The organism is Klebsiella sp. Q2 (assembly GCF_009900705.1).
Lineage (GTDB): Bacteria > Pseudomonadota > Gammaproteobacteria > Enterobacterales > Enterobacteriaceae > Klebsiella > Klebsiella quasipneumoniae.
This window is the reverse complement of sequence record NZ_JAAABE010000006.1, coordinates 57,915-73,582: the sequence shown is the minus strand read 5'-3', so window position 1 is coordinate 73,582 and position 15,668 is coordinate 57,915. Positions and strand designations below refer to the sequence as shown.

Below are 15,668 nucleotides of genomic sequence, written 5' to 3'. Positions count from 1 at the left end.
TCACCATTTTCCCTGCAGCTGCCACGGCGTCGGGCCCGGGTCGTTTTTGGCCATCGGGCGGGTGACCAGCAGCGCCAGCAGGGGCGGTATCCCCTGCCTGGGCTGTAGCGTACCGTGAAACAGATAGCGGCCATCGGGCGACAGGGTGCCCTCGCCGCTGAGGCTCAGCTGATGAGAATCCTGGCGGATGGCCAGCGCCACGGCGCCGGTCGCCGTACAGCTTAAGGTGCCACTGACCTGGGCTAACTCCAGGCTACCGACCGGAGAGTGCAGCCTGGCCTGACGCCACAGCGCGCGTCCGGCGGTGATTTGCCGACAGCGCCCCTCGCTGAAGTGCGCTTCGGCCAGGCTGAAAGTAACCTCTCCCTCGGCGCTGACGGGCATGGTCGGCGTTAGCCAGCGACCGAGCAGGCTGGCGGGGGCGGTGAGCCGTCCCTCCTGCAGGCGCAGATCGCGGATGCCCCACAGCCGGGCCTGACCCTCCACGCCGCGGGGATCGCTGAGCGCGATCTGCCAGCCAGCCAGGGTGAGTGACCACGTCAGCCGCTCAAGCCGTTCGCCGCGCCAGGAGACTGACTGCGCCGCGCCGCGCCAGATGCTGCCGCTGAGGTTGGCCACCTGTACCTCGGGCGGCAGCATCGGGACTAACAGACGCGCCGGGGCGGTGGCGGTCAACCACAGCAGATAGAGCGCCAGCAGTAGCCCAACCGCGAACCCGTTAGCTTTCATCGTCGCGCTCCAGCAGCAGATGGTTGACCGTGACCCAGCCCGGCCGCGACGGCTGTGCGGTTACGGATAGCGAGACCGCGTTGACGCCGCGCATCGCCGGGGCGTCCAGCCAGTCCATCAGCGCCTGAAAGGCGCAGGGCTGAAGGGTGACCTGAAGACGTTTTCCCTGCGGCTGCAGACGAACGACTTCCAGCCCGTGGCTCGCCGCCTCGCGCATCACCAGCGCGGTGAGCGCCTCTTTTGCCGCCGGCGCGGGCTGCTGGCTGAGCTGCTGCAGGCGCGGACCCTGCTGCGTCATCCAGCGCAGGCTGGCCTGTTCTTTCACCAGGATTTGCCGCCACTGCGCCTCGCGGGCTCGCCAGGGCTGCCACAGCCCGTACCAGAGGGCGCACACCACCAGCAGCCCCGCGAGTCCGAGCAGCAGGCGCTGCTCCGACGGCGTGCGCTGCCGCCACCAGATAAACAGATTAGCCATCGTTTTCCTCCAGCGTCAGTTGTCCTTCAATGCCATCCGGTTTCGTGCTCATGTCGCCTGGCCGGACGCGAAACCGCGGCTGCGCCCGCTGGGTGAACTGCTCCAGCGCCCGGGAAGAGGCCGCGGCGATATCCAGTTGCAGACGGTTGGCCGCGGCATCCCAGCTCAGCGCCCGCAGGCGGATCCCCGGCGTGTCGCTGATGATGTTCTGCAACGCGCTGAGGCGGTCGACGAGGGGGGCATGCTGCGCCTGACGGGCGAGGGTTTGCAGATGCTGCTGCATCTGCAGTCGCGGGTTAATCACCTTTTTCTCCGTAGGAAACCAGCGATGATAGTAGGCCCGGCTGGCCTGCTGGGCCGCCTCGGCCTGGCGCGCCAGATCGCGATGATCCAGAACGCTATTCACCGCCGCCAGCAGCGCCAGGGCCAGCGCGGCATACCGAGCCGGACGCCAGCTCCCCTGCGCAGGCTGCCGACGGCGGATGGCAAACTCTCCCTGCAGCAGGCTGATCTTCTGCGCCGCCGGATGATTTGCGGCGAGGGAGAGCAGCGTCTGCGCAGGCTGCGCGCGCCACGCTCCCGGCGCCGCGGGCGGCGGCGAATAGCTGTCGATGACGTGCTCTTCCGCCTCGCCCTGCAGCAGCTCCGCCAGCCAGGAGCTTTCCGCCGCCATGCCGCTCCATGGCTGGTGGCGGATCAGCCACTGCTCGTCCACCTGCACCGCGCTCCACGCCGGCGGTTGCCAGGGCAGGGCCAGCACATCGGGCGTCAACGCCAGGGGGCGTAGGGAGAGCGACTCGCAGCGCGCCAGCCAGTCGCGCATTTTTTGCCGCTGCACGGCGACGATCTCGCACTGGGCCTGCTGGCGGTGGAGCAGGGCAAAATGGGTGGCTTCCACATCGTCGGCCAGCTGCTCTTCCAACAGGAACGGGGCCACCTGCAGCGGCGGTTTACGCAGGCCCGCCGGCAGGCTGAGGGGGTGAAACGCGCAGTCGCTGGCCGGGATCAGCACCCAGGCCGGGTAATGCGCCGCCAGCGCCGGGAAAGGGCTGGCGTCGTCAGCCGGCCACCGGCCGCGGGCTTCGTGATGCGGATCGCCGGGGGCGAAGAGTTGCCAGTGCAGCGGCGCCTGCCCGGGGGCGAAGCGCACGATCAGCATGGCCTGGGGGGAAGCGTTAAACTTATTCATCAACCACCATAGAAAGTCCGTATCGCCGCTGGACGACGGTAAAGGCGCGCCCCTCCTGTTGCAGGACGCTGTGCAGCTGAAAGCGAAGGTTGCCGGTCACCACGGTGAAGGCGGCGATAAAGCGTGTGCTGCGCACCGTCAGCCAGGGGCGGGCGAGCGTGGTATCGGTTTTCTGCAGCGTAGGCTGCGCGAGAAACGCGGCGACGCTGCTCCATCCGGTTCGCGGGCGGTTGTGCAACAGCTGTTGCGCCTCCTGCAGCGTCAGATCGCCGGGAAAGAGGGCCACCAGCAGGGCGGCCTGTGAGGGCCGCAGGGTGTTGACATTGACCTGCAGCGCGTCATCCGGCTGGACGCAGACGAAGGGGAGCAGGCGCTGATAGAGCGCGGCGTCCATACCGGCCAGCAGGCGCAGCTCGCTGACGTCCTGCATCGGCTGGTTGGCGGCGAGATAGCCCGGGGTTTGTGCCATATAAACCTCGTCCTCCGCCCCGTTCAGTCGCGGCTGGCCGTCGCTGTCCGTCCAGTCGCCGAGGGCGGCGGCGATCTGGCTGGCGCGCAGCGGTGATTCGCCGAGCAGCGCCAGCAGCCGGACGAAGACGTCGGTCGGGTAGAGCGTTTCGCCGCTGGTCTCATCCGCGCGATGGTTGATGGCATTGAGGTTAAAGCAGGCGTGCCCGTCGCGGATCGTGGCGAGGATTTCGCCATCGTCGAGGGTAAAGCGGCGTCCCTCCTGCGCCCAGGTTTGCGCCAGGTTCGTTTGACTGGGCGAGTCCAGCGCGTCGCGTTGCAGCAGCGCGGCGGCCATGTTTTCCGCCGCCAGGGCGTACCATCTGGCCTGCAGATTATCGAGGGTCACGGCGGTGTGTTGATACATGACCGAGGTGCGTTCGGTCATGGCGCTGGCGAGGATCATCATCAGGGCGAGGATGAACAGCACCATCAGGAGCGCGACGCCGCGTTGCCGATTTTTCACTGGCCGCCCCCCGGGGTAAGTAAAAACAGGCGGGTTATCTCCCCGCTGTTCGCCAGGGTCAGGGTGATCTCCAGCCCCTGCGGCAGCGTCTGAGGGCGGTCCCAGGTCTCCTGCCAGCGCCCGTCGGCATAAAACCGCAGGCGAAACGCCGTCACCTCGCGCAGCAGCACCCGGACCGTCGGCTGGCTCCCGGTCAGCGGATCCTGCTGATCGAAGCTCAGCCGTTCAAGCTGCTGCTGGCGCAGGCGGTAGCTGACGTTCTGGATCTCCGAGCGCGGGAGGATCCCCAGCGGATTCGGCCAGCCGCTGCGGCTGAAGGCCAGCCCCCAGTCATCGCTCTGCAACTGAAAACGTCCGGCAAAGAAAAGCGTGTCGCTGTTTCTGGCGCGACGGGGAATGATGTGCGTGACATCGTCGGCTATCTGGCGAAAAGCGCGCTGGAGGGCGGCGATCTGCTGGCTCTTCTCGCGGGTGAGGCCATCGGCGCGGATGACGTTCTGCAGCACCATCACGGCGGCGGCGCTGAGGACGGCGAGGATAGCCAGCGCCAGCAGCGTTTCAATCAGGGTGAAACCGCGCATTTTCGTTATCATGGCGGCGTCACCCAGGTGCGCAGAGTCGCCAGCGGCGCGGGATCGTTTTTTTGCCGCCGGACCTCCACGTCCAGCGCCCGCAGCTGCGGCAGCGCGGTTTCCACCCCCTGCCAGCGGACGAACCAGCGCGTCCCGGCGGCCTCCACGGTGGTTTCAGACCAGCTGAGGGCAGGCCAGCGTTTCTCCAGCCGCAGCTGCACCAGCTGATTATCCGCCAGCCAGCTGGCGAGGATTTTCTCTTCCATACGCCCGAGCTGCCGCGTCTGCTGCAGGGTGGATTGCATCACCGCCAGGCCGGCGAGGGCGAAAATCACCAGCGCGACCATCACTTCGATAAGCGTCATTCCGCTCTCGCGTTTCATGGCTGCTCCCGCGCCGCCAGCGGCTGACTGTCGCCCTGGGCGTCGATGTTGATGCCCGTCGCGGCGTCAATCCGCAGCTGAAACGGGGTGACTTCGCCGCCGGGAAAGATGATCACGTCGGGCTGCTCGCCCGGCGTCCACGCCTGGCCGTTGGGAAAGCGCAGCGTCAGCCTGGCATGCGGGAGGGTTTCCGCCGTGGTGGCGCGCCCGGCCTGCAGCGGCAGCCACTGCGCGTTGCCCCAGCGGTCGTCAGCCGCCGCCGGGGCGCCTTCGTCGGCAGGCTGCAGGCGCATAAACTGCCAGCGGTCAGGGTGGATAACGATCCCGAAGAGCTGGCCGGTTTGCTGCCCGCGCTCGCGGACAAAATCCAGCTGCGCCTGAAAGCGCGCCAGGATCTGCGTGGCCTCCTGGGTGCGGGCGGAGGGAAACGCCAGCAGCACCATGCTGGCGCTGACGCCGATCAGCAGCAGGACCAGCATCATTTCCAGGAGGGTGAAACCGCGCTGAGACACTATTTCTTCCCGAGGGTCCAGTTGCCGATGTCGTCATTGGTGTCGGGCATCCCGTCCGGGCCGACGCTGAAGACGTCGATGGCGCCATGCTGACCGGGGCTTAACAGCTGATACTCATTTCCCCATGGGTCCTGCGGCAGGCGGCGGATATAGCCGCCTTCCGGGTAGTTGCGGGCATGCGGCTCGACGGCCGGGGCGGTCACCAGCGCCTGCAGACCCTGTTCGGTATTCGGGTAGCGGCTGTTGTCCAGCTTATACATGTCCAGCGCCCCCTCAAGCGCCACCAGATCGCTGACCACCTTCTGGCGGTCCGCTTTCTCCTTGTTGCCCATCAGGTTAGGTACCACCAGGCTGGCGAGGATGCCGAGAATGACGATCACCACCATAATTTCCAGTAACGTGAAGCCGCGTTGCCGTTGCATAGTTTTCTCCATTAATACAGTCACATACTCATAAGGGTATTCAGTTGCAGGATCGGCTGCAGGATGGCCAGCACGATAAACAGCACCATGCCGGCCATGGTGACCACCAGCAGGGGTTCAAACAGGCTGAGAGACATCTGGATCTGCGCGCTCAGTTCCCGGTCCTGGTTCTCCGCCGCGCGCTCCAGCATGGCGGTCAGCTCACCGCTCTGTTCGCCGCTGGCGATCATGTAGCGCATCATCGGCGGAAACAGCGCCGTGGCCTCCAGCGCGCGATGCAGGCTGACGCCTTCGCGCACCGACTCGCTGGCGGTCTCCAGCTGGCTGCGCGCCCAGGTATTGCTGAGAACGCCCGCGCTGATGCGCATCGACAGCAGCAGCGGCACCGCGCTGGCGTTGAGAATGCTTAAGGTGCGGGCGTAGCGCGCGCTGTTGACGCTGCGCGTCACGCGGCCGATGACCGGCAGGCGCAGCAGCGCCCGGTCCCAGGCGAGCCGCCGGGCAGGCTGGCGCAGCAGATAGCGCAGCCCCAGCAGCGCCAGTAACGACAGCAGCACCAGCCAGGGGCCCGCGCTGCGCACCATGTCGCTCAGGCTCATCAGCAGCCGGGTAGAGAAGGGCAGAGCCTGTTTAAGATGGACAAACTGCTCGACGACTTTCGGCACCACGGTGGAGAGCAGAATGGCGATCACGCTGATGGCGACCAGCGTCAGCACGATGGGGTAGATCATCGCCTGCAGCAGGCGGGCGCGAAGCTGCTGGCGCTGCTCGGTATAGTCCGCCAGCCGATTCAGCACGCCGTCGAGATGGCCGGAGGTTTCGCCAGCCGCCACCATGGCGCAGAACAGGCCGTCGAAGCAGGCGGGATAGCCGCGCATCGCCTCCGCCAGCGAATGGCCTTCGAGCACTTTGCTCCGCACCCCGGCCATTAACGTTCTCAGCGGCGCCTTTTCGCACTGTTGGGCGACGGCATCGAGCGCTTTCTCCAGCGGAATGCCGGCGGCGACCAGGGTGGCCAGCTGGCGAGTGAGCAGGGCTAAATCACCGGCGCTGGTGCGCCGGGTAAGGAGCCCGCCGCGCCAAAGCCGGCTCGCCGGGTCGGCGGCGGCCACTTCCAGCGCCAGCCAGCCTTTGTCCCGCAGCAGCTGGCGGGCGTGGCGGGCGGAGTCGGCTTGTTGAACGCCGCGGCGGGTTTTGCCCTGCGCGTCCAGCGCCTGATAGCGAAACAGGGCCATCTCAGACGCTGTCCGCCGTTTGCTGTTCGGTGACCCGCATCACCTCCTCCCAGCTGGTGATCCCCGCCAGCGCTTTATCGCGCCCGGCATGGCGCAGGGTCTGCCAGGCCGGCCCCAGCTGCTGGATCAGGGTGATCTCATTTTCGCCGCGGTGGATGGCGGCGCGGACGCGGTCGTCGATCGGCAGCAGCTCGTGAATGCCGGTGCGTCCGCGATAGCCGGTGAAATTACACCGGGCGCAGCCTTTTGGCCGCCACAGCGGCGTGCCGGTCGGGACCGCCATCTGCCGGGCGGCGTCAGCATCCGCCAGCCAGGGCTGACGACAGTGCGGGCACAGTTGGCGCACCAGCCGCTGCGACATCACCGCCAGCAGCGACGTGGAGAGTAAAAAAGGCTCCACGCCCATATCCTGCAGGCGGGAAATAGCGCCCAGCGCGCTGTTGGTGTGCAGGGTCGACAGCACCAGGTGGCCGGTGAGCGAGGCCTGAACGGCGATCTGGGCGGTTTCGCCATCGCGGATTTCGCCCACCAGCACCACGTCCGGATCCTGGCGCAGGATGGCGCGCAGGCCGCGGGCGAAGGTCATCTCGACTTTGGCGTTGACCTGGGTCTGGCCGATGCCCTCCAGCTCATATTCCACCGGATCTTCAATGGTCATGATGTTGCGCTCCCGGGCGTCGAGGCGGCTGAGGGCGGCGTAGAGCGTCGTGCTTTTCCCGGATCCGGTCGGCCCGGTGACCAGAATGATGCCGTGTGGCCGGGCGATCAGCGCGTCGACCTGGTCGAGCAGGGCGGGGGGCATGCCCAGCGTCAGCAGATCCAGGTTGACGCTGTTTTTGTCCAGCAGGCGCAGCACCACGCGTTCCCCATGGCTGGAGGGCAGGGTGGAGACGCGCACGTCTATCGCCCGCCCGCCGATGCGCAGCGCCATACGGCCATCCTGGGGAACCCGTTTTTCCGCAATGTCCAGGCTCGCCATCACCTTGATACGCGAAATTAACAGCGCGGCCAGCCGCCGCTGCGGGCGGAGAATTTCCCGCAGCACGCCGTCGACGCGAAAGCGGATCTGCAGATGGCGCTCATAGGTTTCGATATGGATATCGGAGGCTTTCTCTTTGATAGCCTCGGTGAGCATGGCGTTGATCAGACGGATAATCGGCGCATCGTCCTCGCTGTCGAGCAGATCGTCGGTATCCGGCAGCTCTTCGGCGAGGGTATAGAGGTCAAGCTCATTGCCGATGTCGGCCATCATCCGGTGCGCTTCCGCCGAGTCGCGCTGATAGCTGAGTACCAGCGCTTTCTCGAACGCGTCCGGCGCCAGACGGCTGATGCTCATCGGCCCGTCCGCCAGGCGGCGCGCTTCCAGCAGCGCCCGGGCGGCGGTGTCCGCGCGGCACAGCGCTTCGCAGCGTTCGCCGTCGCTCAGCAGCACCAGATGGTGCGCGCGGGCCCAGGCGAAGGGCAGCAGCGGACGGCGTTCGGCGGCTGGCGTCATAGGCGGCCTCCGAGGTTAAAAGCGTCAATGGCGGCGCTGACCTGGCGGAAGGCCTGGGTCTCCTGCTGCGGGTAGATGTGCAACAGATCGTTGCTGAGCGATGCTTCGCTGCTCTCTTTGCCCCGCTGTTTGGTTTGCGCATCGTTGAAGGCGGAGTACTGGCCGGAAGAGGCCTGGCGGTACTCATCGCGGTCGCGAATAATGGTCGGGCGGATAAACAGCATCAGGTTGCGCTTCGACACTTTCTTGCTGTCGGAGCGGAACAGCGCGCCGATCACCGGGATGTCGCCGAGCAGCGGCACTTTGTCGGCGGTATCGGTGACGCTTTTATCCAGCAGCCCGCCAACCACCACCGTTTCGCCGCTGCCGACCAGCACGGCGTTATTCACCGTCCGGGTATTAAAGGTCGCTCCGAGATCGCTGCTGGTGCTGGAGGCCGAATCGGCGACGCTCGATACTTCCTGCTCAATCTCCAGCAGCACGGCATCGCCTTCGTTAATCTGCGGCTTCACCTTCAGCTTAATGCCCACGGTTTTGCGCTCGACGGTATTAAAGATGTTGTCGCCGGAGGTGGTTTGCGAGCCGGTTAACACCGGGACTTCCTGGCCGACGTTGAAGGTGGCTTGCATATTGTCGAGAGTGACGATGCTGGGGGTGGCCAGAATATCGTTCTTGGTACTGCTGGAGAGGGCGGTCAGCAGCATCGCCCAGTTCCCCTGATAGAAACCGGCGGCGATACCGTTAAACGAGCCGAGGGCGCTGGCCAGCGAGCTGCTGATGGTGCCGTCTTTGTTGTACTGGTTGGCGCCGGCGATGACGCTGGATATCGGCAAACCGCTGTTGGTGAACTGGGTCATGCCGGCGTTTTTATTGGCCCACTGGATACCGAGATTGAGGCCGTCGGCATCCTGCACTTCGGCGATAATCGCCTCCACCAGCACCTGCGGGCGGCGGATATCCAGCTGGGCGATCACTCGCTCCAGATCGTTCATCACGTCCGGCGCGGCGGTGACGATCAGGGCGTTGGTCTGGCCGTGGGCTTTGATAATGATATTTTTATCGATCGCGGCCACCGGTTTGGCGCTTTGCTTATCGTTCTGCAACGAGCTGCTGATCCCGGTCAGTACCTCCACCAGATCGGCGGCTTTGGCGTACTTCAGGTAGATCACTTTGGTGTTGCCCTGCACCGCCTGCTGGCGGTCGAGCTGTTTGATCATGGCGATAATGCGCTGGCGCGAGTTTGGCTCGCCGCTCACCAGCACCGAGTTGGTACGCTCATCGGCCACCACGTTCGCCACCATCGATCCCGGCAGCGCCGATTTGCTGGTGTCTTTATTGAGTTCGGTAACCAGTTTGACCACCTCCGCGGCGGAGGCCCAGGAGAGAGGCACGGTCACCACGCTGCGATCCCCGGCGTTGTCGACGCGTTCGACAATAGTCAGCAGGCGTTTGATGACCGCCGCGCGGCCGGTCATCAGCAGGACGTTGGAGGGTTCATAATGGACCACGCTGCCGGCGCCAGCGTTATCGTTCAGCTGGCGGAGCAGCGGCGCGAGATCGCGGGCGGCGACGTTGGTCAGGGGCACCACCCGGGTGACGACCTCATCGCCTTCGCCCGGCGCGGCCTCGCTGGCGACCGGAACGGCCGAGGTCTTGGCGTCTTTAGCGCGGACCACCTTCAGCACGCCGTTATTCATATTAATCACGGCGAAGCCGTATACATCCAGCACGCTGAGGAAGAATTGATAATATTGCTCTTCATTGAGCATATCGTAACTGCGCACGGTGATAGTGCCGCGTACGCTGGGATCGATAATCACCGTTTTATTCAGGTTTTTGCTGACGGTATTGATAAATTCCTGGATATCGGTGCCTTTAAAACTGGCGGAAAATTCCTCCGCGGCGGCCGGGGAAAATAGCAGCGGGGTTAATATCAGCAGCGCAGGCAGCATTTTTCGCAGGCGTTTCATGGTTGGCAATTATTCATCCCCCAGGGCGAAAGCAATATCGTGTCGTTGGCCTTCCCGCTCAACGGTTAGCGTTATTTCGGTCATGTCGGCCAAATTCTGCAGCGCCTGTTGCGCTTGTTCCTGATCGCGTAAATCGATGCCATTTAAGGTAATCGCCAAATCATTTTCCTGTAGGCCGGCCTGGCGAAACAGCGAGGGGTCTTTGCCAGGGTTAAGTCGATAGCCCTGCAGTTTGTCGCCGCTGAGTACCGGCGAAATCGTTAAATACGTGAGGATATTTTGCGGCTGCTCGCGGAGTCGCTTCATCAGGGGCGGACGGGGCGCGGCGGCGGGCGATGACGACGGCGCGCGGGTATCGTTAAATAATAAAATGGCCTCCTGGCGCCCCTGATAGTTGACGATGATCCGGTCTGGCAGGATGGCAGCGATCTGCGCATCGTACCCCGGGGTGGTATCGCCGACGCTAAGGCTAACCTGCTGATTTCCCTTTTCAATAATCGCGATGGATCGCGCCGGGTTGCTGCTGGCGAGCAGCCCGGCCAGACGTAGCTTCAGGCTGGAAACCGGCACCTGATTGAGGCTGGTGGCCGCCGCTGGCGCGGGGGGGTTTTTAGCCGCCAGGCCAAACAGGGTAAATGCGGGCCGCACGTTTTTTAATTCCGGTTCCGCTGCCGGAGGTGCGGTTAACGGCAGGGCGGAAATATCCTCAGAACTGACAGGGAATACCACCCGCCAGGTTAATTTCGCCAGCTGCGGAATGGCGGTTATTAATATGATGAGCGTCACAATTTGGGGTAATAATTTAATTATCCCTTTATTTATATTTGTTAACCCCATCACAGAAACTGGCATTTTAATTCCTTTGCTAATTTATTTTTCTGCACGCTGGCGTAATACCCTACCGAAACAGGTAGGTGATTATTGGCTTTTGAATGAATTATTGCCGGAGAGTGGCGATAAGCGTGGCGAATCATAATCAGTTTGCGGTTTGCGGTCGTCATTCCCTTTATTCATTTACTCCCCCGGCTTCCTACGCCCCCCTCTCATTTGTGGGGGATGATTGCGCCTGGGAAAGCAAAAATATCTAATTAGCGCGCTGTAAAGATATTCATCCTTTCTTACCTTTTATAATTTAATAAGCATATTAGGGACTATCGAATGCTCAGATATACCTGTCATGCCCTATTTATTGGATCGTTAGTATTATTGAGTGGCTGTGATAACAGCTCTTCCTCCTCTTCCTCTGGCTCACCTGGCGACCCAGGTAATCCCGGCACGCCCGACCCACAGGATGTCGTCGTCCGTTTACCGGACGTTGCCGTCCCTGGCGAAGCGGTACAGGCCTCTGCCAACCAGGCTGTCATTCATCTCGTCGATATCGCCGGCATCACCAGCAGCACGCCGGCGGACTATGCCAGCAAAAACCTCTATCTGTGGAATAACGAAACCTGCGATGCGCTGAGCGCGCCGGTGGCGGACTGGAATGATGTCAGCACCACGCCGACCGGCAGCGACAAATATGGCCCTTACTGGGTGATCCCGTTGACCAAAGAGAGCGGATGTATCAACGTTATCGTCCGCGATGGCACCAATAAGCTTATCGACAGCGACCTGCGCGTCTCTTTCAGCGATTTCACCGATCGGACGGTATCGGTCATCGCCGGCAACAGCGCGGTCTATGACTCCCGCGCCGACGCCTTCCGCGCCGCCTTTGGCGTGGCGCTGGCCGATGCGCACTGGGTCGATAAGACCACTCTGCTGTGGCCGGGCGGGGAAAATAAACCCATTGTGCGCCTCTATTACAGCCACAGCAGTAAGGTGGCTGCCGACAGTAACGGCGAATTTACCGATAAATATGTCAAGCTGACCCCCACCACCGTCAGCCAGCAGGTGAGCATGCGCTTCCCGCATCTCGCCAGCTATCCTGCCTTTAAGCTGCCGGATGACGTTAACGTCGATGAATTGCTGCAGGGCGAGACGGTGGCGATATCCGCCGAAAGCGACGGGATCCTGAGCTCCGCCACCCAGGTGCAGACCGCCGGCGTACTGGACGATACCTATGCCGCCGCCGCCGAGGCGCTGAGCTATGGCGCCCAGCTAACCGATAGCGGCGTGACCTTCCGCGTCTGGGCGCCCACGGCGCAGCAGGTCGAGCTGGTGATCTATAGCGCGGACAAGAAAGTGATAGCCAGTCACCCGATGATTCGCGACAGCGCCTCCGGCGCCTGGTCCTGGCAGGGAGGGAGCGACCTGAAAGGCGCGTTCTACCGCTACGCGATGACGGTCTACCACCCGCAGTCGCGTAAAGTCGAGCAGTACGAAGTGACCGATCCCTACGCCCATAGTTTGTCGACCAACTCGGAGTACAGCCAGGTGGTCGATCTGAACGACAGCGCGCTGAAGCCGGAAGGCTGGGACGGGCTGACGATGCCGCACGCGCAGAAAACCAAAGCCGACCTGGCGAAAATGACGATCCACGAATCGCATATTCGCGATCTCTCCGCCTGGGATCAAACCGTTCCTGCGGAGCTGCGCGGCAAGTATCTGGCGCTCACCGCCCAGGAGAGCAATATGGTCCAGCATCTGAAACAGCTGTCGGCCTCGGGCGTGACCCATATTGAGCTGCTGCCGGTCTTCGATCTGGCGACGGTCAATGAGTTCAGCGACAAAGTCGCCGATATTCAGCAGCCGTTCAGTCGCCTGTGCGAGGTCAACAGCGCGGTGAAGAGCAGCGAGTTCGCGGGCTATTGCGACAGCGGTTCGACGGTTGAAGAGGTGCTGACTCAGCTGAAGCAGAACGACAGCAAGGATAACCCGCAGGTGCAGGCGTTGAATACGCTGGTGGCGCAGACCGACTCCTATAACTGGGGCTACGATCCGTTCCACTACACGGTACCGGAAGGATCCTACGCCACCGATCCGGAAGGCACGGCGCGCATTAAAGAGTTCCGCACCATGATTCAGGCGATCAAGCAGGATCTGGGAATGAACGTCATTATGGACGTGGTGTACAACCACACCAACGCCGCCGGCCCGACCGACCGCACTTCGGTACTGGATAAGATCGTCCCCTGGTACTATCAGCGTCTGAACGAAACTACCGGCAGCGTGGAATCGGCTACCTGTTGCTCCGACTCGGCGCCAGAGCACCGGATGTTCGCCAAGCTTATCGCCGATTCACTGGCGGTATGGACCACCGATTATAAGATCGATGGCTTCCGCTTCGACCTGATGGGCTACCACCCGAAAGCGCAGATCCTCTCGGCCTGGGAACGCATTAAAGCGCTGAACCCGGATATCTACTTCTTTGGCGAAGGCTGGGATTCCAACCAGAGCGATCGCTTTGAAATTGCCTCGCAAATCAATCTCAAAGGCACCGGGATCGGCACGTTCTCCGATCGTCTGCGCGACGCCGTGCGCGGCGGCGGGCCGTTCGACTCCGGTGATGCATTGCGCCAGAACCAGGGCGTGGGCAGCGGGGCCGGCGTCCTGCCGAATGAGCTGACCACCCTGACCGACGATCAGGCGCGTCACCTCGCCGATCTGACCCGTCTCGGCATGGCCGGTAACCTTGCGGACTTCGTGCTGATCGACAAAGACGGCGCGGTGAAGAGAGGCAGCGAGATTGACTATAACGGCGCGCCAGGCGGCTACGCGGCTGATCCGACGGAAGTCGTGAACTATGTGTCAAAACACGATAACCAGACGCTGTGGGACATGATCAGCTATAAAGCCGCTCAGGAGGCAGATCTCGATACCCGCGTCCGGATGCAGGCGGTGTCGCTGGCGACGGTGATGCTCGGCCAGGGGATCGCCTTTGACCAGCAGGGCTCAGAGCTGCTGCGCTCTAAATCCTTTACCCGCGACTCGTATGATTCCGGCGACTGGTTTAACCGCGTGGACTACTCCCTGCAGGACAACAACTACAACGTCGGTATGCCGCGCAGCAGCGATGATGGCAGCAACTATGACATCATCGCCCGCGTGAAGGACTGGGTGGCCACCCCGGGCGAAGCCGAGCTCAAGCAGATGACCGCGTTTTATCAGGAGCTGACCGCGCTGCGTAAATCGTCGCCGCTGTTTACCCTCGGCGACGGCGCGACGGTGATGCAGCGCGTGGACTTCCGCAATACCGGCGCCGATCAGCAGACTGGTCTGCTGGTGATGACCATCGATGACGGGATCCAGGCTGGCGCCAGCCTGGACAGCCGCGTCGACGGCATCGTGGTGGCGATCAACGCTGCCCCGGAAAGCCGGACGCTGCAGGATTTCGCCGGCACATCGCTCCAGCTGAGCGCTATTCAGCAGGCGGCGGGCGACCGGTCGCTGGCCAGCGGCGTGCAGGTTGCCGCTGACGGCTCGGTCACGCTGCCGGCCTGGTCGGTTGCCGTCCTCGAATTGCCGCAGGGCGAATCGCAGGGCGCCGGCCTGCCGGTGAGCAGTAAATAAGGTGACGTGGGGCGCCCGTAAGGGCGCCTTCTCGTTATCATGAGGGAACAGGAGACCGTTGTGATTGTTCGTGATGACAGTGAAAGAGGGATCCCCCCGCTGGTGGCGCATCAGTCGCCCACCACACTGGCGGACGCGCCGGTGGTCCGCGGCCGGATGGTGCAGATCCCTGGCTGGATTATCCCGCTATACGCCGGATTATTTATCGCGCTCGGCTGGTTTGGCGGCGAGCAGTGGCGTCACCCGGCACCGCCGCAAACGCTGCCCTTGCCGGTGGCGCATGCGGCGCTTCTGCCGTTAACCGCTGCCGGAGAGGCCGCGCCAAAGACGCCGCCACCGGCGGCAAAAGCCAGCGCGCCCGCCGCGCCGGTGGTGGACAGCGATACGCTGCCGCCTCTGCGCTACAGCGCCCATGTCTACGCCTCGTTAGCGGAAAAGCGCAGCATTGTGTTAAACGGCAAAGCGTGGACCGAGGGCGATTCCCCGCTGCCCAATCTGGTGGTGGAGCAGATCCAGCAGGATGTGACGATCTTTAGCTTCAATGGCACGACCTTTACCCTCGCGGCGCTGGAGGACTGGCCCGGCGGGAAAATTGACGAGGAGCCGAAAGGCGAATAAGGAGCAAGCGCAATTCAATGCGCGTTGAAGATATTTTGCTTAGTCGCCGCGTAGGCTGGCAATAAAGGGAGCAAGCTGGCGATTAAATTGACTGCACTGTGTGGCTTCCGGGGTGCTGTCCTGTAAAAGCTGTTGGTAAAGCCGGTCGCTATTTTGACTTAACGTTGCCGGGTCAATATTTCCCCATCCGCGCGCTTTGCCGACATTCACCACCGCCCGATAAATAGTTTCATCGGCGGGCAGATCGCTACGATTACATTTATTCTTGAGATAGCGCGTTCCTGCCGCCACGGACGAGAGCTGCTCGAGCTGTGCCTGGCTACTGATGGCCGGACTGAGCGTTGAGGCGGGTTTCTGTTGGCAGCCAGAGAGTAAGGCCACCACGCAAAGCGGGAATATAAGTGGAATGCGCATAGTAGAGTAATCAAAATAATGAATCACTGGCCGCTAGTTTAACAAATATTTCCCTGGTGTCATCATAAAATATTATTCTACATAAATGTTAACAGCCTCTCATTTTTATTGGCAGAAACTCGATTCATCCCCTTTACTTCTCTCAATAATAAATGCTGTCGTCCAGGAAATATATTTTCAGTCTGAGGCGATGCCGCCGCATTTGGCATCAGGGCGAGCGTCATTTTTTATG

At 62.6% G+C, this 15,668-nt stretch carries 16 protein-coding genes; 2 read left to right on the top strand and 14 right to left on the bottom strand.

Going from position 1 to position 15,668, the window contains the following annotated elements; translation table 11 throughout:
* From GT756_RS20940 to GT756_RS20880, 13 genes are read right to left on the bottom strand one after another with little or no spacing between them, the layout of a single operon-like run.
* Positions 1-729: a type II secretion system protein N gene (locus tag GT756_RS20940; RefSeq protein ID WP_064178512.1), complete on the bottom strand. Its 729-nt coding sequence runs from the start codon at positions 727-729 to the stop codon at positions 1-3.
* Positions 719-1,204 (bottom strand): type II secretion system protein M, encoded by a 486-nt coding sequence (locus GT756_RS20935; RefSeq protein ID WP_043521988.1) that lies wholly within the window; start codon positions 1,202-1,204, stop codon positions 719-721. The genes GT756_RS20940 and GT756_RS20935 overlap by 11 nt, the downstream gene beginning before the upstream one ends.
* Positions 1,197-2,393 carry a type II secretion system protein GspL gene (gene gspL / locus GT756_RS20930; protein ID WP_154982293.1) on the bottom strand — a complete coding sequence of 399 codons (1,197 nt, stop codon included), beginning with the start codon at positions 2,391-2,393 and terminating at the stop codon, positions 1,197-1,199. The genes GT756_RS20935 and gspL overlap by 8 nt, the downstream gene beginning before the upstream one ends.
* Complete coding sequence (gspK, locus tag GT756_RS20925) at positions 2,386-3,366, bottom strand: type II secretion system minor pseudopilin GspK (protein ID WP_077268679.1); 981 nt, start codon at positions 3,364-3,366, stop codon at positions 2,386-2,388. Before gspK ends, gspL begins: the two co-directional genes overlap by 8 nt.
* The gene (gspJ, locus tag GT756_RS20920) at positions 3,363-3,959 is read right to left on the bottom strand and encodes a type II secretion system minor pseudopilin GspJ (protein WP_048323018.1); all 597 of its coding nucleotides are present in this window, start codon (positions 3,957-3,959) and stop codon (positions 3,363-3,365) included. The genes gspK and gspJ overlap by 4 nt, the downstream gene beginning before the upstream one ends.
* Entirely contained in the window at positions 3,956-4,321 is a 366-nt protein-coding gene (gene gspI / locus GT756_RS20915; protein WP_053810752.1) for a type II secretion system minor pseudopilin GspI, read from the bottom strand. The genes gspJ and gspI overlap by 4 nt, the downstream gene beginning before the upstream one ends.
* Positions 4,318-4,833 (bottom strand): type II secretion system minor pseudopilin GspH, encoded by a 516-nt coding sequence (gspH, locus tag GT756_RS20910; protein WP_053810751.1) that lies wholly within the window; start codon positions 4,831-4,833, stop codon positions 4,318-4,320. The genes gspI and gspH overlap by 4 nt, the downstream gene beginning before the upstream one ends.
* A complete protein-coding gene (gene gspG, locus GT756_RS20905; RefSeq protein ID WP_004204417.1) occupies positions 4,833-5,255 on the bottom strand; it encodes a type II secretion system major pseudopilin GspG in 423 nt (140 codons plus the stop codon). The genes gspH and gspG overlap by 1 nt, the downstream gene beginning before the upstream one ends.
* Positions 5,256-5,275: 20 nt before the next feature.
* Positions 5,276-6,490 (bottom strand): type II secretion system inner membrane protein GspF, encoded by a 1,215-nt coding sequence (gene gspF, locus GT756_RS20900; RefSeq protein WP_053810750.1) that lies wholly within the window; start codon positions 6,488-6,490, stop codon positions 5,276-5,278.
* Between the two features lies 1 nt (position 6,491).
* Entirely contained in the window at positions 6,492-7,985 is a 1,494-nt protein-coding gene (gene gspE, locus GT756_RS20895) for a type II secretion system ATPase GspE (protein ID WP_053810749.1), read from the bottom strand.
* Positions 7,982-9,955: a GspD family T2SS secretin variant PulD gene (gene pulD, locus GT756_RS20890; RefSeq protein WP_032455571.1), complete on the bottom strand. Its 1,974-nt coding sequence runs from the start codon at positions 9,953-9,955 to the stop codon at positions 7,982-7,984. The genes gspE and pulD overlap by 4 nt, the downstream gene beginning before the upstream one ends.
* A gap of 9 nt (positions 9,956-9,964) precedes the next feature.
* The gene (gene gspC / locus GT756_RS20885; protein WP_109938368.1) at positions 9,965-10,807 is read right to left on the bottom strand and encodes a type II secretion system protein GspC; all 843 of its coding nucleotides are present in this window, start codon (positions 10,805-10,807) and stop codon (positions 9,965-9,967) included.
* Positions 10,792-10,929: a hypothetical protein gene (locus tag GT756_RS20880; protein WP_032426032.1), complete on the bottom strand. Its 138-nt coding sequence runs from the start codon at positions 10,927-10,929 to the stop codon at positions 10,792-10,794. The genes gspC and GT756_RS20880 overlap by 16 nt, the downstream gene beginning before the upstream one ends.
* A 184-nt stretch (positions 10,930-11,113) precedes the next feature.
* Between GT756_RS20880 and pulA the strand changes: the two genes are divergently transcribed.
* Entirely contained in the window at positions 11,114-14,404 is a 3,291-nt protein-coding gene (pulA, locus tag GT756_RS20875; RefSeq protein WP_048294190.1) for a pullulanase-type alpha-1,6-glucosidase, read from the top strand.
* 60 nt (positions 14,405-14,464) lie between these two features.
* Positions 14,465-15,022: a type II secretion system assembly factor GspB gene (gspB, locus tag GT756_RS20870; RefSeq protein ID WP_048294191.1), complete on the top strand. Its 558-nt coding sequence runs from the start codon at positions 14,465-14,467 to the stop codon at positions 15,020-15,022.
* Between the two features lie 39 nt (positions 15,023-15,061).
* On the opposite strand, the gene gspS is transcribed toward gspB, so the two are convergent.
* Positions 15,062-15,436, bottom strand: coding sequence for a type II secretion system pilot lipoprotein GspS (gene gspS / locus GT756_RS20865; protein ID WP_023319765.1), 375 nt, complete (start codon positions 15,434-15,436; stop codon positions 15,062-15,064).
* Between the last annotated feature and the right edge of the window lie 232 nt (positions 15,437-15,668).